This is a genomic window from Nocardiopsis oceani, assembly GCF_054777395.1.
In genome coordinates, this window is record NZ_BAAHAR010000075.1 from 1 (window position 1) to 20165 (window position 20165).

General features: G+C 68.9%; 18 protein-coding genes. 8 read left to right on the forward strand and 10 right to left on the reverse strand.

The genetic code is table 11. The features are described 5' to 3' along the window. Positions 1–769: 769 nt before the first annotated feature. Complete coding sequence (coaA, locus tag ACYVDG_RS30785; RefSeq protein ID WP_460762804.1) at positions 770–1675, reverse strand: type I pantothenate kinase; 906 nt, start codon at positions 1673–1675, stop codon at positions 770–772. Positions 1676–2007: 332 nt separating this feature from the next. Between coaA and glmS the strand changes: the two genes are divergently transcribed. Then, positions 2008–3861, forward strand: coding sequence for a glutamine--fructose-6-phosphate transaminase (isomerizing) (gene glmS / locus ACYVDG_RS30790; RefSeq protein ID WP_460762746.1), 1854 nt, complete (start codon positions 2008–2010; stop codon positions 3859–3861). 117 nt (positions 3862–3978) lie between these two features. On the opposite strand, the gene ACYVDG_RS30795 is transcribed toward glmS, so the two are convergent. Then, on the reverse strand, positions 3979–4338 hold the full coding sequence (locus tag ACYVDG_RS30795) for an STAS domain-containing protein (RefSeq protein WP_460762752.1): 360 nt from the start codon (positions 4336–4338) through the stop codon (positions 3979–3981). A 146-nt stretch (positions 4339–4484) separates the two neighbouring features. After that, positions 4485–5036, reverse strand: coding sequence for an ATP-binding protein (locus ACYVDG_RS30800; protein ID WP_460762757.1), 552 nt, complete (start codon positions 5034–5036; stop codon positions 4485–4487). 313 nt (positions 5037–5349) lie between these two features. Between ACYVDG_RS30800 and ACYVDG_RS30805 the strand changes: the two genes are divergently transcribed. Next, on the forward strand, positions 5350–6252 hold the full coding sequence (locus ACYVDG_RS30805) for a helix-turn-helix domain-containing protein (protein ID WP_460762761.1): 903 nt from the start codon (positions 5350–5352) through the stop codon (positions 6250–6252). Between the two features lie 503 nt (positions 6253–6755). Then, positions 6756–6989 (forward strand): DUF397 domain-containing protein, encoded by a 234-nt coding sequence (locus ACYVDG_RS30810; RefSeq protein WP_460762764.1) that lies wholly within the window; start codon positions 6756–6758, stop codon positions 6987–6989. Between the two features lie 245 nt (positions 6990–7234). Here the strand turns inward: ACYVDG_RS30810 and ACYVDG_RS30815 are convergent, their stop codons facing one another. Beyond that, entirely contained in the window at positions 7235–8578 is a 1344-nt protein-coding gene (locus ACYVDG_RS30815; RefSeq protein ID WP_460762808.1) for a KamA family radical SAM protein, read from the reverse strand. Between the two features lie 435 nt (positions 8579–9013). On the opposite strand from ACYVDG_RS30815, the gene plsX reads away from it, so the two are divergent. Beyond that, positions 9014–10096, forward strand: a complete 1083-nt coding sequence (gene plsX, locus ACYVDG_RS30820; RefSeq protein ID WP_460762769.1) for a phosphate acyltransferase PlsX — start codon at positions 9014–9016, stop codon at positions 10094–10096. Between the two features lie 48 nt (positions 10097–10144). Here the strand turns inward: plsX and ACYVDG_RS30825 are convergent, their stop codons facing one another. Both ACYVDG_RS30825 and ACYVDG_RS30830 read right to left on the reverse strand, forming a co-directional pair. Next, entirely contained in the window at positions 10145–10408 is a 264-nt protein-coding gene (locus ACYVDG_RS30825) for a PLD nuclease N-terminal domain-containing protein (RefSeq protein WP_460762772.1), read from the reverse strand. A 210-nt stretch (positions 10409–10618) separates the two neighbouring features. Continuing rightward, positions 10619–11050: a protein-tyrosine phosphatase family protein gene (locus ACYVDG_RS30830; RefSeq protein ID WP_460762775.1), complete on the reverse strand. Its 432-nt coding sequence runs from the start codon at positions 11048–11050 to the stop codon at positions 10619–10621. A gap of 97 nt (positions 11051–11147) precedes the next feature. Between ACYVDG_RS30830 and argS the strand changes: the two genes are divergently transcribed. Further along, positions 11148–12893, forward strand: coding sequence for an arginine--tRNA ligase (gene argS, locus ACYVDG_RS30835; protein ID WP_460762778.1), 1746 nt, complete (start codon positions 11148–11150; stop codon positions 12891–12893). A gap of 312 nt (positions 12894–13205) precedes the next feature. After that, complete coding sequence (locus ACYVDG_RS30840; RefSeq protein ID WP_460762781.1) at positions 13206–13811, forward strand: YceI family protein; 606 nt, start codon at positions 13206–13208, stop codon at positions 13809–13811. A 91-nt stretch (positions 13812–13902) separates the two neighbouring features. On the opposite strand, the gene ACYVDG_RS30845 is transcribed toward ACYVDG_RS30840, so the two are convergent. Continuing rightward, on the reverse strand, positions 13903–14805 hold the full coding sequence (locus ACYVDG_RS30845) for a ribokinase (RefSeq protein WP_460762785.1): 903 nt from the start codon (positions 14803–14805) through the stop codon (positions 13903–13905). A gap of 17 nt (positions 14806–14822) precedes the next feature. Next, positions 14823–15647: an exodeoxyribonuclease III gene (locus ACYVDG_RS30850; protein WP_460762788.1), complete on the reverse strand. Its 825-nt coding sequence runs from the start codon at positions 15645–15647 to the stop codon at positions 14823–14825. A 416-nt stretch (positions 15648–16063) separates the two neighbouring features. Between ACYVDG_RS30850 and ACYVDG_RS30855 the strand changes: the two genes are divergently transcribed. Both ACYVDG_RS30855 and ACYVDG_RS30860 read left to right on the forward strand, forming a co-directional pair. Beyond that, positions 16064–18007, forward strand: a complete 1944-nt coding sequence (locus ACYVDG_RS30855; RefSeq protein WP_460762791.1) for an acyl-CoA dehydrogenase family protein — start codon at positions 16064–16066, stop codon at positions 18005–18007. Between the two features lie 68 nt (positions 18008–18075). Continuing rightward, a complete protein-coding gene (locus tag ACYVDG_RS30860; protein ID WP_460762794.1) occupies positions 18076–19305 on the forward strand; it encodes a winged helix-turn-helix domain-containing protein in 1230 nt (409 codons plus the stop codon). A gap of 19 nt (positions 19306–19324) precedes the next feature. Here the strand turns inward: ACYVDG_RS30860 and ACYVDG_RS30865 are convergent, their stop codons facing one another. Both ACYVDG_RS30865 and ACYVDG_RS30870 read right to left on the reverse strand, forming a co-directional pair. After that, entirely contained in the window at positions 19325–19780 is a 456-nt protein-coding gene (locus ACYVDG_RS30865; RefSeq protein ID WP_460762797.1) for a type II toxin-antitoxin system VapC family toxin, read from the reverse strand. Next, positions 19767–20006, reverse strand: coding sequence for an AbrB/MazE/SpoVT family DNA-binding domain-containing protein (locus ACYVDG_RS30870; RefSeq protein WP_460762801.1), 240 nt, complete (start codon positions 20004–20006; stop codon positions 19767–19769). The genes ACYVDG_RS30865 and ACYVDG_RS30870 overlap by 14 nt, the downstream gene beginning before the upstream one ends. Between the last annotated feature and the right edge of the window lie 159 nt (positions 20007–20165).

Genomic DNA, 20165 nt, shown 5'->3' on the forward strand with positions numbered 1-20165 from the left:
AGGGCCGCCCCTCCCACCGCAACCGGGGAAGTACCAACAAGGGAAAGGGTAAGGACCCGGACGGGGACCCCGACCCAGCCTCCGCACCCACCCCCACACCTGAGGAGCGCTAACCCCGCCCGCCAAGGCCCTACCGCCCCACGCCCCGATGCCCTGGCTCCCCGGCCTCCTCCCGACGGGTTCGCCGCACACCATGACCGGCCGCGACACCCTCAACCGGTGTGCTCCGGCGCAGGGGCCCACCCGGCCGCAGGCCGCGCTGTTCGGGGTCCGCCGCACACCATGACCGGCCGCGACACCCGACCCGTCAACGCTCCGGTGGAGTGGCAGGTATCGGCCGCCAGGCCGACCCGGCATGGACCTCAACCACCCAGCCCCTCTTTTCCATAGCCGCCAACCTGCCGTCGTAGCGGAGCGGGTCAAGGTGGAGCGCCAATGACGCGCGAAGCGCTCGATGGCGACGACCTTGAGGCGCGTAGCGGAGACGGCCACAATCGAGCGGCGGGAAAGGAGGGAACCCCAACCCAGAGAGCGAACCCCCGCCACAAGGCCAGGGCAAGGCACGGGCACGGGCACGGGCACGGGCACGGGCACGGGCACGGGCACGAGTACGGGCACGGGCACGGGCACGAGCAAGGACGACCCCTTCGAGCAGGTCACCGCACCCACCCGAGCCCCGCTACTGCGCCTGATCGCCCACCGTCACGACCGCAGCTCGAGATACAGCCCGGGACACAGCCCGGGACACAGCCCGGGATACAGCCCGGGATCAGGTCTTGCGAAGGCGCACCCGGCTCACGCGGTGGTCGTCGCCCTTGTACAGCACGAGGGTCGCCCGTCCCCTGGTCGGGCGGATGTTCTCCACCAGGTTGACCTCGTTGATGGTGCGCCAGGTGTTGGCAGCGAACTCCAGGGCGTCGTCCTCGGCGACGGTCGTGGCCATGTGGTGGAAGTAGGAACGCGGGTCCGAGAAAGCGGTGCGGCGCAGTTCCTTGAACCGGTCGAGGTACCAGTTGCGGACGTTCTCGACCTTGGCGTCGACGTAGATGGAGTAGTCGAAGAAGTCAGCCACGGCCAGGCGTCCGGCGGTCGCGGGCTGGAGCACGTTGATGCCCTCGACGATGAGGATGTCGGGGCGGTGGACGGTCTGGCGCTCGCCCGGCACCACGTCGTAGTTGAGGTGGGAGTAGACGGGGATATCCAGCCGTTCCGCCCCGGCCTTCATCTCCGAGACGAACCTGACCAGGGCCCGCCGGTCGTAGCTCTCCGGGAAGCCCTTGCGGCGCATGAGGCCTCGGGACTGCAGGACGGCGTTCGGGTAGAGGAAGTTGTCGGTGCTGACGAGCTCGACGTCCGGGTGGTTGGGCCACTGGGCGAGCAGGGAGCGCAGCAGGCGGGCCGTGGTGGACTTGCCCACGGCCACGCTGCCCGCCACACCGATGATGAACGGCGAGGGCCGATCGGACTCGCCGAGGAAGGCGCGCACCGCGGCGTGCCGCTGCTGGGTGGCGCCCACGTACAGGTTGAGCAGCCGGGACAGCGGCAGGTAGATGTCGCGCACCTCCTCAAGGGAGGTGGGGTCGTTGGTACCCCGCAGATCGCTGAGGTCGGCCTCGGTCAGAGACAGGGGCGTGGAGGCACGGAGGGCGGCCCAGGCCGCACGGTCCAGTTCCACGTACGGCGAGGAGATGCCGTTCTTCGTCGGGTGAGACACGGTTGACCACACTAGACGAGGGCCTCCCCCGATCCGGGCAAGTGGTCCCCCCATTGTCTAAGCTGGGACTGGAACGTGCTCGAAACCACACGTTCACCGGCGCGGCCTCGAAGGTTTTTTGGCCGGGTCCGGACGGGTGGAATCGGTTCCAGTCTGAGACAGGTGTAGGCCCCCCACCTGCGCGGTCTACCGCACATACACCAAATGGTCTATACCGTTACCTGCGAAAACAACCAGTGGTATGGGCCACTGGTTGGTCGATCCAGCGCACCTTTTCGCCTACGCTGGCGGCCATGTGCGGAATCGTTGGCTACGTCGGGCCGCAACCGGCGCTAGAGGTTGTCGTAGACGGCCTCGCGAGGCTGGAGTACCGCGGATATGACTCCGCGGGTATCGCTTTGCTTGGCGAGGGGACCCTGCGCTCGGAGAAGCGGGCGGGGAAGCTCGCCAATCTGCGCCAGGCTTTGGAGGAGCGCCCGGTCTCCGGTGAGGGCGCCGGGATCGGCCACACGCGCTGGGCGACGCACGGCGCGCCCAACGACGTGAACGCCCACCCCCACCTGGACAACGAGAACCGCGTCGCGGTCGTCCACAACGGCATCATCGAGAACTTCGCGTCCCTCCGCCTCGAGCTGGAGGAGCAGGGCTGCAAGTTCCTCTCCGAGACCGACACCGAGGTCGCTTCCCACCTGCTCAGCACGCAGCTGGCCAAGCGCGGCGACGGTGACCTCGCCGGTGCCATGCGCGACGTGTGCAAGCGCCTCGAGGGCGCCTTCACCCTGGTCGCGATCGCCACCGACGACCCCGAGCTGGTCGTCGCGGCACGCCGCAACTCCCCGCTGGTCGTCGGCCGCGGTGAGGGTGAGAACTTCCTGGCCAGCGACGTGGCGGCGTTCATCGCCCACACCCGCGAGGCGGTCGAGCTCGGCCAGGACCAGGTCGTGGAGCTGCGCGCCGACTCCGTCCTCGTCACCGACTACGACGGCAACCCCGTGGACGTGCGCGAGTACCACGTCGACTGGGACGCCTCCGCGGCGGAGAAGGACGGCTACGACTACTTCATGCTCAAGGAGATCGTCGAGCAGCCGAAGGCGGTCGCCGACACGCTCCTGGGCCGCGTCACGGTCGACGGGCAGCTCACTCTGGACGAGATGCGGCTGAGCCCCGCGGAGCTGCGGTCGGTCGAGAAGATCGTCATCATCGCCTGCGGCACGTCGTACCACGCGGGCCTTATCGCCAAGTACGCGATCGAGCACTGGTGCCGGGTCCCCTGCGAGGTGGAGGTCGCCAGCGAGTTCCGCTACCGCGACCCGATCCTGGACCAGCAGACCCTGGTCATCGCGATCTCGCAGTCCGGCGAGAGCATGGACACCCTGATGGCGGTCCGCTACGCCCGCGAGCAGCGCGCCCGGGTCCTGGCGATCACCAACGTCAACGGGTCCACGATCCCGCGAGAGTCCGACGGTGTGCTGTACACGCACGCCGGTCCCGAGGTCGGGGTGGCCGCCACCAAGACCTTCCTCACCCAGCTGGCCGCGTGCTACCTGATCGGCCTGTACCTGGCCCAGGTGCGCGGGATGAAGTTCGGCGACGAGATCAACGCCGTGATCGCCCAGCTGGCCACCATGCCGGAGCAGGTCGAGAAGGTCCTGGACACGGTCGAGCCCGTCCGCGAGCTGGCCCACTCGCTGGCCGACGCGGACACGGTGCTGTTCCTGGGCCGCCACGTGGGTTACCCGGTGGCTATGGAGGGTGCGCTCAAGCTCAAGGAGCTGGCGTACATGCACGCCGAGGCGTTCGCCGCCGGTGAGCTCAAGCACGGCCCGATCGCGCTGATCGAGGACGGTCTGCCGGTCGTCGTGGTGGTTCCCTCGCCCAAGGGGCGCAGTGTGCTGCACGACAAGATCGTGTCCAACATCCAGGAGGTGCGCGCCCGCGGCGCCCGCACCATCGTGATCGCTGAGGAGGGCGACGAGTCGGTGCGGCCGTACTCGGACGTGCTCATCGAGATCCCGGCGGTGCCGACCCTGCTGCAGCCGATCGTCTCGACGATCCCCATGCAGGTCTTCGCCTGTGAACTCGCCCTGGCCAAGGGCAACGACGTGGACCAGCCGCGCAACCTCGCCAAGAGCGTGACCGTGGAGTAGGACGTCTCCGAACGGGGCGTGTCATGCGGGGCCCGACCCCGCGGGCACGCCCCGTTCGTGTTCTCGGGGCGCCGCTCCGGTCGCAAGCACTCCGATCAGGACCACGGCGGAAGCGGGTCAGTGCATGACGCGCGCGGCGTGGGAAGCGCGGGCGGCGTCGGCGTCCGCGTGCGTGGACAGCACCCCGTCGAGGTTGAGGACGTCCAGGATGCGGCGCAGCTGCCGGGGCGGACTGGCGACCAAGAAGTGGTGCTGGGCCTCGGTGGCGCCCCGGGAGGACCGGACGAGGGCGTTGACCCCGGAGGCGTCGATGAACTCCACGGCGGACAGGTCGACGACGGTACAGCTCTCGCGCGCGGCCGTGATCATGCGGGTGAAGACACCCTCGGCGGTGGCGATGTCGATCTCGCCCTCAAGGTGCACGACGGTCACACCGTCGCACCGGAAGCGCTCCGGCTCCGAGCCCAGTACGGCCACGCCTTACTCCCGTGTTCGGGGTCGGTGGGATTCTCTGCCGCCGTCGGTCAAATGCCGACATGCTTTGACAGCCTACTCCGCTCAGCAGGCGCCACCGTTGTCCCCGACGAGTTCGGGGCCGTTCCATGGGGGTGTCGGAGGCCTGTTCAGGCCGGTTCAGAACCGCAAATCGCCCAGACGATCTTTCCGTTGCCCTCGTCGGGATTCCAGCCCCATTCCCGGCTGAAAGCAGCGACCAGGCCGAGGCCGCGCCCGGATTCGGCGAAATGGTGCGCTTCGACCCGGACCGGCCCTCGCGGGTTGGGGTCGGCGACCATACAGATTACGGCGTCACCTTCGGGGACCGGCCTCAGCTGAACGGTCACTCGGGTGCGCTCGGGCCGACCGTCCACCACCGCGTGCCTACAGGCGTTCCCCACCAGCTCGGAGATGATGAGGCGGAGGTCCTCCGCGAGCTCCGGCATCCCCCATGCGGCCAGGCTCGCGGCCCCGAACTCGCGTGCCGACCGGACCGACCCCGGCACCGCCCCGAAGGAGGCGGCCGCCGCCGTGGAGGTGCGCGTGCTCTCGCCGATCCGCGGCCGCCCAAGTGACTGGCGCCACCACTTGCCCGCCTCGCCTTCCGGAGCCTCCGGCGTGGAGTAGTGCCCCCAGGATGCCCCGGTGTCCAACTCCGAGGGCATCAGCTCTGCGTTCATCACGGTCCTCACGGGTGATGTCGGTTCGCACGTCCCTGTCCGCTACGTCCGCTCCGTGCCTTACAGACGTAAGGTACAGATGCACGTGCAGATCAATGTGCGGCAAGACTATAGGACGAAGTCGCCTTATCGGTAGGCCCCTAGAGAAGAATTCGGCCCGCGGCGCCAAGGAATCCGCCATCAGCCTTCATGCCAGGCCAAATCAGCGCAGTGGATCACCGCCGCGACCTGTCGCCGGAAGAACACCATCGGTATACTGAGCGGTCGTTCGCGCCAATACCACTCCTAGGGAGGCGAAGTGGTATCCGACCCAATGCCGAACCACCAGGTCACACAGGATTTTCTGGCCAATTCCAGTGGTGGTCCCACCGTGCTGCGCATTCTGCTCGGCACCCAGCTGAGGCGGTTGCGCCAGGAGAAGGGCATTTCCCGCCACGACGCGGGATACGCGATCCGTGCTTCCCACGCCAAGATCAGCCGAATGGAGTTGGGTCAGGTCAGCTTCAAGCACCGTGACGTCGACGACCTGCTGAAACTGTACGGAGTGGACGACTCCGAGCAGCGCGAAGCACTCGTCGGGCTCATCTCCAGCGCCAACGCACAGGGCTGGTGGCACAAGTACGGCGACGTGCTGCCCCAGTGGTTCGGCGTCTACGTGGGCCTCGAGGAGGCCGCGTCCGTCATCAGGACCTTCGAGGTGCAGTTCGTTCCCGGCCTGCTCCAGACCGAGGACTACGCCCGTTCGGTCATCCAGCTCTCGCGCACGGCCACCTCGGACGAGGACGTCACCAGTCGCGTGAACATGCGCATGCACCGGCAGCGCCGATTCACCGCACCGGACCCGGAGCCGCCGCGTCTGTGGGCGGTCATCGACGAGGCCGCGCTGCACCGCCCTTACGGCGACGCCAAGGTGATGCGCGGTCAGATCGAACACCTCATGGAGATGTCCCGCCGCCCCAACATCACCATCCAGGTGGCCACGTTCGAGATGGGCGGCCACCCCGCCGCGGGCGGCCCGTTCAGCATTCTGCGGTTCCCGACCCCGCAGCTGCCCGACGTCGTCTTCCTGGAACAACTGAGCAGCGCGCTGTACTTCGACAAGTTCGACGACACCAGCCGCTACGCGCAGACCATGGACCACCTCGCCACCCAGGCACCCCTGCCGGGGACCACTGAGAAGATCCTGGAGGGCTTCCTCGACCGCTACGAGGACTGAGCCCGCACCCCACCAGCCGCCTCCCACCACGTCGAGCGGACGCGCTTCGTGCGCACCCGCTCTTTTGTCCTGCCTTGCTTCCGGCCGCCCAACCCAGTGCCGTCGGGCCCTGTCCTACCCGAACCGGAACACCCACCGTGGGCGGCGGAACAGGCACTCTGGGTACCGCTGACTCCGGTTTCGTGTCCGCCTTCGGCCACGACTCGAAAACAATCCTGGAACGCCGAACCATCGGACGTTCCGGAGCGTTAGGCGTGACATGCGGTTCCACCATCAGCTTGCACCCGGGTGCCCCATAGGAACTTACAGATGCAATCACGGATGCACGTGCATGGACTACGCTTTGGGCTCGAACAGGGACGAACGGACCGCCCCCTGTCGACCCCGCCGCCCTGGGACGAGGCAGCGCCCGGTCGACGCGGTCCGAACCGACGAGTACGGCGCGCTGGAGCCGCTTGAGGACCGCCCCGCTCACGAGTCCCCCGAAGTTCCAGGAGGTTGAGATGCACACGATCTACAACGGCGTTCCCGCAGACCGGCTGCAGGTCGCATGGATCAAGAGCAGTTGGAGCAACCCGGACGGGAACTGCATCGAGGTCGCCACGCTTCCTGGCGGCGACATCGCCGTTCGCAACTCACGCGATCCGAAAGGGCCGGCGCTGGTCTACACACCCGCCGAACTAGAGGCTTTCGTCCGCGGCGCCAAGACCGGTGATTTCGACTCGCTCCTGGATTGACCCGGAGGACTGACCACCCCCGCTTCCCGGAAATCCCCCACCGGCAGACCAGCCCGGGAAGCGTGTCCGCGCCGTAGGCCCCGCGGTCGACCCCGAGTCCCGCGGAGGCCGCCTTCCGTCCACGGCGCGGACACGAGCGGAGCCCGGCACCAACCAGGTGCCGGGCTCCGCTTATGACCGGTCTCAGGCCGCTCTCAGGCCGCCCTACGGCCGCTCCAGGGGCAGATCCAGGGAAGATCCAAGCCCTAGAGGCGGGTGGGGTCGACCAGTCCGTTGTCGCCGACCGGGGCCTTCTCCCACGGGAAGTGGGTGGCTCCGAAGGCGGGCTTCAGGTCGAACAGCCAAGCGGCCTTCTCGTCGTACTTGGCGAAGAAGGGCTTGCCGACCAGCTCCGGGTCGCGCGCCTGGATGAAGTGCAGGACGAAGACCTTCTCTCCCATGATCTCCGTCACACCGTCCACGCACACCTTGCCGGGGGTCGCCGACATCGACGGCCCGCGAACGGTCCGGGCCAGGCCCGAGACGCTCTTGTAGGCGTCCCGGAACAGCTCGTACGCCTCGGCCAGCGGCACCGCGAAGTAGTCCTGCGGGCCGGTGTCACGCTCGACGAACATGTAGTACGGCACCATGCCGTGGCGCAGGTGCGTCCGCCACATGTCGGCCCAGGTGGCCGAGTCGTCGTTGATCGTGCGGATCACCGGCGCCTGGGTGCGGATGACCGCGCCCGTGGCACGGATCCGGCGCACGGCCTCCTGTACGAGCTCGGGCTTCATCTCGTTCGGGTGCGTGAAGTGCGCCATGAACGCGAGGTTCTTGCCCGACTCCACGACCTTCTCGAACAGGCGGAGCGTGTCGTCCGCGTCCGGGTCGGTGGTGAAGCGCTGCGGCCAGTAGCCCAGCGCCTTGGTCCCGATGCGGATGGCCTCGAGGTGCTCGATCTCCAGCAGGGGCTCGATGTACTTGGAGATGACCCCCTCACCCATGATCATCGGGTCGCCACCGGTGAACAGGACACTGGTGACCTCGGGGTGGTTGCGCACGTAGTCGACCATCTGGTCGATCTCGCCGGAGGCGAACTTCAGGTCCGCGTCACCGACGAACTGCGCCCAGCGGAAGCAGTAAGTGCAGTACGCGTGGCACGTCTGCCCCTGCTTCGGGAAGAAGAGCACCGTCTCCTTGTACTTGTGCTGGATCCCCGGGATGGGCTCCTCGTTGCCCACAGTGGGCACGTTGAGGTCCATCTGGCCCGCGGGGTGCGGGTTGAGCTTGGCCCGGACCGTGTTGGCCGCCTCGTTCAGCTCCTTGCGCCCGGCACCCGCTTTGAGCAGGTCGGCCATCTTGGAGACGTCTTCCTGGGGAAGCATGTCCGCCTGCGGGAAGACCAGGCGGTACATCGGATCGTCGGGAGCGGCGTCCCAGTCGATCAGCTCGTCGATGACGTAGCTGTTGACTCGGAACGGCAGCACATGGGCCACCGCCTTGACCGCGAGCTGCTCGTCGGGTGCGAGACCGGCTCGCGCCGTGAGCTCGTCAAGGTGTTTCGTCGTGTAGGCCCGAAACCGACGTCCGGCGGACGGGGCCTGTGCCACGTCTGGCGTAACGCTCACGCCTCTCCTCTCCTGCGGTAGTGCAGGGGCCCTCCCAAGGGGAAGGAGGGCAGCCCTGAACCGGTGGTTCCGGCATACGGGTACCGGGGGACCACCGTGCGATGAAAATTCGGTTATCGGCTGTGTTCGGAGCGTGCCGCTCGCTCTAGCCAGCGATCGGATATACCCCGGCAAGAGGCTTTGTACCCACTCATCATGATTTACAGCCCTGACCTGGACACACTGGAAGTATCCTCGCATGGGCTCGCGTTCCGGCCGCCCGCAGGCGTGGCCGAGCCGACCCGATAGCGTGTGACCGCATCACCCGGCACCAACCCGTGCGGCCCGGATGCGCGCCCATGCCGTGAAAACGCCCAGAAGTGAGCGAACGGCACATAATACTCGTCAGGCAACACCAAGGAACCGTGTGAGGAAGCAGTGACCGGCACACCCGACGCGGACGCCCCGGCCCCGCGTACGTCGCCGCCGATCATCGCGGTGGACGCCATGGGGGGCGACAACGCACCCGGAGAGGTGGTGCGCGGCGCCGTCATAGCCGTACGCGACTTGGGACTCCGCGTACTGCTCGTGGGTCGGCGGACCGAGATCGCCGCCATGCTCGCCGAGGAGGGTGCTCTACGCGACATCCCGGTGGTGCACGCCGAGGACAACATCGCGATGCACGAAGGGGCCTTGGCCAGCTGGCGACGCCCCCGTTCCAGCGCGGCCGTGGCCTGCCGACTGATCCGGCGGGGCGATGCCGACGCGCTGGTCTCCGCGGGCTCCACCGGGGGGATCGTGGCCACCTCCACGGTGCGGCTGCGAACCCAGCCGGGCGTACTGCGTCCGGCCCTGGCGGTGACGCTTCCCACCGGCCAGGTCCCCACGATCCTGGTGGACGCTGGCGCCAACGCCGACGCCAAGCCGGAGATGCTGGTCCAGTTCGCCCACCTGGGCTGCGCCTACGCGCAGACCGCCTTCGGTGTCGAACGGCCCCGCGTCGGCGTGCTGACCATCGGTTCGGAACCGGGCAAGGGCAACAAGCTCATCCGCAAGGCCAGTGAGATGCTGGCCGCCACCGCCGAAGGATCCGAGGCCATGGACTTCCGCGGCAACATCGAGGGCCACGACCTCCTCACCGGAAAGGTCGACGTGGTGGTGACCGACGGCCATTCGGGCAACGTGGCCCTCAAGACCGTCGAGGGCACCGCCACCTTCACGCTCAACGCCCTCAAGGAGGCGCTCACCGCGTCCACGATGGCCAAGGCCGGTGCGATGCTCCAGCGCGGCGCGATGAAGAAGCTGCGTGAGCGATTCGACAGCGAGACCTACGGCGGCGCGTCCCTGCTCGGCCTCAACGGCACGGTGGTCATCGCACACGGCGACAGCCGCGCCGAGGGCATCGCGCACTCGTGCAGGCTCGCCCACAACCTCGCGGGCGGTCGTATCGGGGACCAGATCCGCCGCCGGGTGCACCACCGCTCCCCCAACTGGCTCCACCGCCGCGCCGAGGACCGCTGACCGGGTTCCCGGGGGCCGCTGACCGGGTCCCGGGCGGGCCCGGGCGGGTCAGACGTAGCTTCCCATGCGGCCGCGCGCGTGCCTGTGGCTGTGGTTGCGCCCCACCAGGAACCAGGCGAGGGCGCCGATGACGGGCGCGATGAAGACCAGGATGAGCCACACGGCCTTCATCCCCAGCTCTTCGGGCGAGAAGAGGATGCTGAACACCGCGGCGATGATCAGGCCGACCACGGCCAGCGCCACCGCCACGGCCAGGCCGACGAGGGCGATCGCGAGCGCGCTCTCCGTGTCGATCGAGTCGATGGGGAACATAAGGGCGGACCTGCCTTTCCAAAGTGCCTGTGTACGGCCCCGGGGACTGAGTCCACGCTAGGTCCGGCACCCCCTCTCGCTCGCCCTCCCACAGGCCGAACCGCCTTGTCGCTTACGGCGGGGTACGGCCGGTGCTGGCGTCACTTCGGTACCCGCGACCACCGACTTTCGTCGGTGTGTCCGCAGTCGCGACGGCGGGACGGGACATGGTCAGGGCTCGAAGCGGCGCACGTAGCGGGCCTGCCAAGGGGTCTCCACCGCATGGGAGGAGTAGTGCTTGCGAACGTAGGCGACGGCCTCTTCGGCGGGGACCCCGTCGAGTACCGCCAGGCAGGCCAGCCCGGTTCCGGTGCGGCCCCGGCCGCCGTGGCAGGCCAGTTCCACCCGCTCGTCCCCCGCGCGCTCCCAAGCTCCGCGCAGCGCGTCCTCCGCCTCGGCGTCGTCGGCGGGCAACCGGAAGTCCGGCCAGCGCACCCAGCGGTAGTCCCAGGGGAAGGTGGGCGGCTCGTGCCCCAGCAAGTACAGCGCGTAGTCGGGCCTGGGGCCCTTCGGCAGGGGGTAGCCGAGGCCCCTGCCCCGGACGAGGCGGCCCGAGGGCAGGGTCAGCACACCTTCGGCTTCGGGATCCCACAGAGCACTCATGGGGGCGAGCGTATCCGCGCCCGCCGGGCTCTACAGGGGTACAGGTGGCCTGTGGACAACTGGCAAGAGAAGCGTGACCGGTCGGTAGGCTTAGATCATGGCCGACCCGCAGGAAGTACTCTCGCGACGGGTCCAGTCCGCCCTCGGCGCCGCCTTCGGCCCCGAGTTCGCCGACACCGACCCCGTCATCCGCCCGTCCCAGTTCGCTGACTACCAGGCGAACGCCGCACTCGCGCTCGCCAAGCGCCTGGGCCGAAAGCCCCGCGAGGTCTCCGCGGCGATCATGGAACACCTCGACGTGTCCGACATCTGCCGCGACGTCGAGGTCAGCGGGCCGGGCTTCATCAACCTCACGCTCTGCGAGGACTGGATCGCCGACCAGGCGCGCCAGCTCCTCGACGACGCTCGCGTGGGCGTGCCCCTCCAGGACCGCCTCAACATCCCGCTCGACTACTCCGCTCCCAACGTGGCCAAGGAGATGCACGTCGGGCACCTGCGCACCACGGTGGTCGGCGACTCCCTGGCCCGTACCCTGGAGTTCCTGGGCCACAACGTCATCCGGCAGAACCACATCGGTGACTGGGGCACCCCCTTCGGCATGCTCATCGAGCACCTGCTGGAGGTCGGTGAGGGGTCCGACGAGGCCGATCTGCTGACGACCGATCCCAACGCCTTCTACCAGGCGGCGCGGAACAAGTTCGACGGCTCCGGTGAGGGCCAGGACGAGTTCGCCGCCCGCTCGCGCCGCCGGGTGGTCGCCCTCCAGAGCGGCGACGAGGAGACGCTGCACCTCTGGGGCAAGCTCGTCGGCCTGTCCAAGGTCTACTTCAACAAGGTCTACACGAAGCTCGGCGTCACCCTCACCGACGACCACCTCGCCGGGGAGAGCACGTACAACCCGATGCTCGCCGACGTGTGCGACGAGCTCGAGGCCAAGGGCATCGCCGAAGTCAGCGACGGCGCCCTGTGCGTGTTCCTCGAGGGCTTCACCGGCCGCGAGGACAAGCCGGTACCGCTCATCGTCCGCAAGAGCGACGGCGGCTACGGCTACGCCACCACGGACCTGGCCACCGTCCGCTACCGGGTGGACGACCTCAAGGCCGACCGCATCCTGTACGTGGTCGGCGCCCCGCAGGCCATGCACTTCAAGATGGTGTGGGCCACCGCCCGCAAGGCCGGGTGGCTGCCCGAGAGCGTCGAGACCACCCACGTGCAGATCGGCAACGTGCTGGGCAGCGACGGCAAGATCCTGCGCACGCGCAGCGGCGCGCCGGTCCGCCTCATGCAGCTGCTGGAGGAAGCGGTCGAACGGGCAGCGGCCGTGGTCGCGGAGAACCGCCCCGACCTGGACGCCGAGAGCCGGGCGGAGATCGCCTACAAGGTCGGTGTCGGCGCGGTGAAGTACGCGGACCTGTCGGTCTCGTACGACACCGAGTACGTGTTCGACTTCGACCGCATGCTGGCGCTGACCGGCAACACCGGCCCGTACCTGCAGTATGCGCAGGCCCGCATCCGCTCCATCTTCCGCAAGGGCGGGGTGGACCCGCAGCAGGTCGGCGGACAGATCACGGCGTCCGAGGGCGCCGAGCGCGCCTTGGCGCTCAAACTGCTGGGCTTCGGCGCCGTGGTGGAGCAGGTCGGCGACCTCCTCCAGCCGCACCGCCTGTCCACATACCTGTTCGAGCTGGCGCAGAGCCTCACGGCCTTCTACGAGCACTGCCCGGTGCTGAACGCCGAGACCGAGGCGGAGCGCGAGTCGCGGCTGGCGCTGGTCTCCGTCGCGCTGCGCGTGCTGGTGCGGGGCTTGGACCTGCTCGGTGTGGAGTCGCCCGAGTACATGTAGGACCGGACACCGGCAGTACACATGCCAAGGGAGGGTCGGGGCCGCGCGCCCCGGCCCTCCCGTCGTTTGTGCGCAGGGCCCGACCAGGGGTTCTCCCGGGTGGCCGGAACCGGCCGGGCACGTGTGACGAAGGCCCTGCCGGCCAGGCAAAGCGGACCATTCCCTTGTCAGGGGCGGTTTCGGCGTAGGTCCCACGGAGCCGAGTCGAAAATCTCGCCACGGGACAGGCTGGAACTCGGTGCCACGGTAGGGCGTCACACCTATGGTGTGTGGACGAAAGCCGCATACCTGCAAAAAAGGGAGAAAACGCCCATGCCATCCACCCCAGCAGCGTTCTGCCCGGGCCCCGGGACCTGGCACCTCGACCCGCTGCACTCCAGCCTGATCTTCGTCGCCCACTACCTGCGCTTCGGGCGGGTCCAGGGGACCTTCGGCCAGGCCAGCGGGCAGGTCTACGTGGCCGACAACCCCACGCAGTCCTCGGTGGAAGTCGTGCTCGCCGCATCGAGCGTCAACACCGGTGTGAACGCCCGCGACGACCACCTGCGCTCCGGCGACTTCCTGGACGTGGACCACTACCCGGAGATCCGCTTCCTCTCCACCCACGTGGAGCCAAGCAAGCGCCAGAACTCCTTCCGCCTGCACGGCGAGCTCGAGCTGCACGGCGTGGCGGCCCCCGTCATCCTGAGCTCGGAGTGGGTCGGTGAGGCCCCCGACTACGCCGACCCGGACCACACCTACGGCCATTTCTTCTCGGCCACGACCCAGATCCGCCTGTCGGACTTCGGGGTGGGCGACGGCGGGGAGCTCCCCTGGGGCGGCCGGCTGGTCGGCGACACTGTGGACATCGTGCTGGAGGTCCGCCTCCAGGACCAGGATCCGGCCCCGTTCCTCAAGCAGATCGGGCACACGCCCTGAACCGGTTCCCCGGAACCGTTCGACGTGTGCCCGAACCCTGCCCGAGCCTTCATACGCCCGGGCACGCGCCCTCAGCCGGGTTCCCGCCCGGTCAGCCCTTGGGCAGGGCCTCGACCTCGTCCCGCGGGGCCATGGACGAACTGGCTCCGTGCCGTCCCACGGAGATCGCGGCGGCGGCCGCTGCGAACTCCATCGCCGCACCCGGCGAACGCCCCTCCGCCATGGCGACCGCGAACGAACCGCAGAAGGTGTCACCGGCAGCGGTGGTGTCCACCGCCGCCACCCGGCGGGCCGGAACGTGCACCGGCTCCTCGCCCCGGCGTCCGTACAGCGAGCCGTCCTCGCCCAGCGTCAGCAACACCTCAGGCACCCTCTCCAGCAGCGCCGCCAACGCGGCGCGCGGCTCGTCGTGCCCGGTGATCGCGGCCGCCTCGTGCTGGTTCGGGACCAGGACGTCCACGTTCGCCAGGAGTTCGTCCGGGAGCTCCCGTGCCGGAGCGGGCGTCAGGTAGACCGGGACTCCGAGGCTCCGGCCCAGGCGCGCGCCGGCCACCACGGCGGCCATGGGCAGCTCCAACTGCAGCAGCAGCGCCGAGGCCCCTGCCACCAGGGCTTCGTCGCCCTCAGCCGCCCCTGCTTCGGCGTTGGCTCCGGGAACGACGATGATGCGGTTTCCGGCGCGGCCGTCGACCACGATGTGCGCCACACCGGACACCCCGGGAACCGTGCGCAGCCCGGAGGCGTCGACCCCGCTCTTGGCCAGGTTGGCCCGCAGCTCCGCGCCGAAGGCGTCGTCGCCGACCGCGCCGAGGAAGGCCACGTCGGCTCCGGCCCGGGCGGCCGCCACCGCCTGGTTGGCGCCCTTGCCTCCGGGGACCTGTCGGAAACCGGTCCCGGTGACGGTCTCGCCGCCGCCCGGTACCTCGTCCACGTAGGCGACGAGGTCCATGTTCACACTGCCGAGGACCGCGATGCGCGGTGCCGCCGCACTCATGTCATTCACTGCGCCGCTCACTTCTTCGGACGGTCGACGGGCTGGCTGTCGGCGCCGTCGAGGGCGACGATCACCGGTGCGTGGTCGGAGGCTCCCTTTCCCTTGCGCTCCTCGCGGTCGATGCTCGCGCCGGTCACCCGGGAGCGGAGCGCGGCCGAGGCGAGCACGAAGTCGATGCGCATTCCCATGCGCTTCGGGAAGGCCAGGCCCTTGTAGTCCCAGTAGGTGTAGACGCCGGGACCGGGGGTGAAGTCGCGCACGACCTCGGTGAAGCCGGCGCCGACCAGTTCGGTGAAGGCTTCCCGTTCGGGGCCGGTGACGTGGGTCGCGCCTTCGAAGGCGGCCATGTCCCACACGTCGTCGTCCTGCGGGGCGATGTTGAAGTCGCCGACGTAGGCGATCTGCGCTTCGGGCTCCTCGGCCAGCCGTGCCGCGCCCGCCTGGCGCAGGGCCTCCAGCCAGCGGAGCTTGTAGTCGTAGTGGGGGTGGTCGATCTCGCGGCCGTTGGGCACGTACAGGCTCCACACCTGGACGCCGCCGCAGGTGGCCGCGATGGCCCTGGCCTCGCGCTCCTCCGGGTCGCCGAAGCCGGGCTGGCCGGGGAAGCCGATCTGCACGTCGTCCAGCCCCACGCGCGAGGCGATCGCGACCCCGTTCCACTGGGAGAGGCCGTGGTGGGCGACCTCGTACCCGCGGTCGGTGAAGACCGACTCGGGGAACTGGTGGTCGCGCGCCTTGGTCTCCTGGACGGCGAGGACGTCGATGTCACTCCGGTCCAACCAGGCGCCGATCCGTTCGGCCCGGGCCCTGGCACTGTTCACATTCCATGTCGCGATACGCACAGCAAAAGGCTAGGCCATCGCGGTGACAACCGTGGACCAGCGGGAACACGCGACGCGGCGGCCGGTTCGGACCCGGCCCGGAGCCGGTGTCCGGGCATAAGAAAACCCCGGTGCGGCCGTCCTCCGCACCGGGGTTGAGCGACTCCCGGCACATGCTCGGTTGGTTTCCGTCGCGTCTCGTTGGACGGCCAACCCCCCGGAACGGTTCGCATTGCGCGAAAGGTTTTTCTGCGAAGTGCCCAGAAAGTTCTCCGTACCGCCACGATTGTCCCGCTTCCGCGTCCGGACCGGGGGTCGGATCCGGAACGCGCTGCCCGCAAGCATCGGATCCGCCGCAAGCATCAGACCCGCTACCCCCGGGTAGGTGCTGTGATGCAGACCACATCGACTTCTCCCTCAACGAGGTGAACGCGCACATGTCGAAGGTCGAACCCAACACCGGTGTACAGGCACCCGAGGTCGACGAACGCAAAGCCCGCCAGGTGGCCGAACAGGCCCGCGAGAGCGAGTGGAGCCAGCCCAGCTTCGCCAAGGAGCTATATCTGGGCCGCCTGCGCCTGGACCTGATCCATCCTTTCCCACGCCCCGACGAACCTGCCCGCCAGCGCGGCGAGGCCTTCCTGGCGGCCCTCCGCGACGTCTGCGAGGGCATCGACTCCCAACGCATCGAACGGGAGGAGTGCATCCCGGACGAGACGATCACCGCCCTGCGCGGGATCGGCGCCTTCGGGATGAAGATCCCCACCGAGTACGGAGGACTCGGCCTCACACAGGTCTACTACAACCGCGCCCTGATGCTGGTCGGATCGGTCTGCCCTGCGATCGGCGCACTGCTCTCCGCCCACCAGTCCATCGGGGTGCCGCAGCCGATCTCCATGTTCGGCACGGAGGATCAGAAGCGCGCCTTCCTGCCCCGCTGCGCCACCGACGCGATCAGCGCCTTCCTGCTCACCGAACCCGACGTCGGCAGCGACCCGGCCCGCCTGCACTCCACGGCCACGCCCACGGAGGACGGCTCGGAATACGTACTCGACGGGGTCAAGCTGTGGACGACCAACGGCGTGGTCGCCGACCTTCTCGTGGTGATGGCGCGTGTCCCGGAGAGCCCCGGGCACCGGGGCGGCATCACGGCCTTCGTCGTCGAGGGCGACTCCCCCGGCATCACCGTCGAGCACCGCAACCGCTTCATGGGGCTGAAGGGCCTGGAGAACGGCGTCACCCGCCTGCACCAGGTGCGGGTGCCCGCGGAGAACCGGATCGGCAAGGAGGGGCACGGGCTGCGCATCGCCCTGTCCACCCTCAACACCGGCCGCCTTTCCCTGCCCGCCATGTGCGCGGGCGCGGGCAAGTGGGCCACCAAGGTCGCCCGAGAGTGGTCGCGGGAACGCGTCCAGTGGGGCCGTCCGGTCGGCAAGCACGAGGAGGTGGCCAAGAAGCTCTCCTTCATCACCGCCACCACCTACGCCATGGAGGCCATGCTGGACCTGTCCAGCCAGATGGCCGACGACAAGCGCCACGACATCCGGATCGAGGCGGCCATCGCCAAGCTGTGGGCCTCGGAGATGGCGTCCACGATCGCCGACGAGCTCGTCCAGGTACGCGGCGGGCGCGGTTTCGAGACCGCCGACTCCCTGGCCGCTCGGGGCGAGCGCGGGGTGCCAGCCGAGCAGATGCTGCGCGACCTGCGCATCAACCGGATCTTCGAGGGATCGACGGAGATCATGCACCTCCTCATCGCCCGTGAGGCGGTGGACGCGCACCTGTCCGTGGCCGGGGACATCATCGACCCCGAGTCCAGCCGGTCCGACAAGGCGCGCGCCGTGGCCCAGGCGAGCGGGTTCTACGCCAAGTGGCTGCCGACGCTGGTCGTCGGCCAGGGCCAGGTGCCCTCGGCCTTCGTGGAGTTCGGGCCGCTCGCCGCGCACCTGCGCTACGTCGAGCGCACCTCACGAAAGCTCGCCCGGTCCACGTTCTACGGGATGTCGCTCTGGCAGGGGAAGATGGAGGTCAAGCAGGGTTTCCTCAGCCGCGTGGTCGACATCGGCGCCGAACTGTTCGCGATGAGCGCCGTGGTGGTGCGCGCGCGTGCCGACGCGGACGCCCACCCCGAGCGAGGCACCACCCCGTTCGAGCTGGCCGACGTCTTCTGCCGCCAGGCCCGGCTGCGGATCGACACCCTCTTCGAGGGCCTGTGGTCCAACACCGACGACTTGGACGGCAAGCTGGCCCGCCGACTGATGGACGACTCCTACACCTGGTTGGAGGAGGGTGTCCTGGACCCGTCACTGCCCGGACCGCTCATCGCCCCGGCCGTGCCCGGGCCGTCCAAGGAGGAGAACCAGCACCGCCGGATGGGCTGACGCCTTCGAGGGCATCGGATTCCCGGGACGCACCGGGAAATGTCGGCGGCGGGAGTTAGGTTGGGCCAATGGCTGAACCGCACCCCCGCCGCGACGCGGAGTTCTCCCTGCCCCAGGCGCGTCGGATCGCCCTGGCCGCCCAGGGGTTCGCCGACCCGCGGCCGCATACCCGACCCACACTCACCCACTTGGCGCGCGTCCTGCGCCGCGTGGGCCTGCTCCAGATCGACAGCGTGAACGTGCTGGCCCGCAGCCAGTACCTGCCGGTGTTCGCGCGTCTGGGCGCCTACGACCCGGCGCTGCTGGACCGGGCCACCACGACCGCAGCCGGGTCCAGCCCGGCTCGGCTGGTGGAGTGCTGGGCCCACGAGGCGAGCCTGGTGCCGCCGGCCACCCACCGCCTCATGCGGTTCCGGATGGAACGCAACCGCGCCCAGGAACGGGTCGGGTGGCTCAACAGCGTCCTCGAGAACAAGCCCGAACTGGTCAAGGCGGTGTACGAGGAGGTCGCGCGGATCGGCCCGGCCACCGCACGCGAGGTGGAGTCCGCCCTCGCCCACGACGTACCGCGCGCCAAGGAGCACTGGGGCTGGAACTGGTCCGAGGTCAAGAAGTGCCTGGAATACCTGTTCTGGATCGGCGATGTCACCACGGACGGCCGCAACGTCCAGTTCGAGCGCCGCTACGCCCTGACCGAGCACGTGCTGCCCGCCGAGGTGCACGCGCTGCCCCACCCAGAGCCGGAGGAGGCCCACCGAGAACTGGTGGCGATCGCCGCCCGCGCCCACGGGGTGGCCACCGAGCCCGACCTGCGTGACTACTTCCGGCTCCGGCCGCCCGAGTCAAGGCGGGCCGTCGCCGACCTGGTGGACTCCGGTGAGCTGGTCCCGGTCACAGTGCGCGGCTGGAGCCGTCCCGCCTACCTGCACCGGGACGCCCGCATCCCGCGGCGGGTGGATGCCCGCGCCCTGCTGAGCCCGTTCGACTCCCTGGTGTGGACCCGCGACCGGGCGGAGGAGCTGTTCGGTTTCCGGTACCGCCTGGAGATCTACGTGCCCGCCGCCAAGCGGGTGCACGGGTACTACGTGCTGCCGTTCCTGCTGGGCGAGGACCTGGTCGCCCGGGTCGACCTCAAGGCCGACCGCGCCTCGGGCACCCTGCTGGCCCGGAAGATCACTGTGGAGGAGGACGCCCCGGCCGAGACCCTGCCGGAGCTGGTGGCGCAACTGGCGGAGATGGCCGACTGGCTGGGCTTGGAGAACGGCGTCGGCGGCGAGGCGCTGGCCGACCCGCGCTGATCCCTCCCTGCTCGTCGGGCTAGTTGGGGCTGATCAGCTTCACCGTCGGAAAGTACGGTCGGAATCGCCGAGCATCCCTGGTCAGAAGGTGATGCCCCGCAATCGCCGCGTGGGCACCGATATAGAAGTCCGGCAGCGGAGCATGCTTGGTACCGCCCTGCTTCCGATAGCGCAGATGGCATTTCCCAGCCAGGAAAGCTGCCTCCCATGGCAGATCTGATCGGACGAAGTCGTCCGCCAACGCGAGATCCAGTTCCTCAATCCGGTCGAAACCAACGGAAACCTCGGCGTAGATGATCGGATTGATGACCAGGGGCCCTTGGTCAGCTGCCTCCACCAGGCCCTGCTCTGACCAAGCCCCCCATGTGGAGTCGTGCGTGAAGACGTCAAGCAGGATGTTGGTGTCGACCAGCGTCGAGGAGGGAGTTGAGGTGTCGCCTGCCAGGCAGGACCTGCCAGGCTCAGTGGTCGTCATCGTCCCCCCTGGTCAATGCCATGATCTCGTCCGTACTCATGGTGGTCTTGGCCTTACCGCGCAGACGCTCGACCAGGCGCTGCCCACGTGAGGGCACGGTCGCCGCGCGGAACACACGGGCCCCTTTGCCCTCAAGGACGAACTCGACTTCGTCGCCCGGGTTGAGACCCAACCTGCGGCGTACCTCGACCGGGATGGTGACCTGACCCTTCTCAGTGATTCTCATGGGACCAGGGTAATACTCGACAGGTATTACTACTGGAGAACCTGAACAGAATCCGGAAACAGCAACGGGCCGCGTACCGGCTGCTCGGTACGCGGCCCGCTCGGGTCCGGGATCAGACGCGTTCGATGATGGTGACGTTGGCCTGGCCGCCGCCCTCGC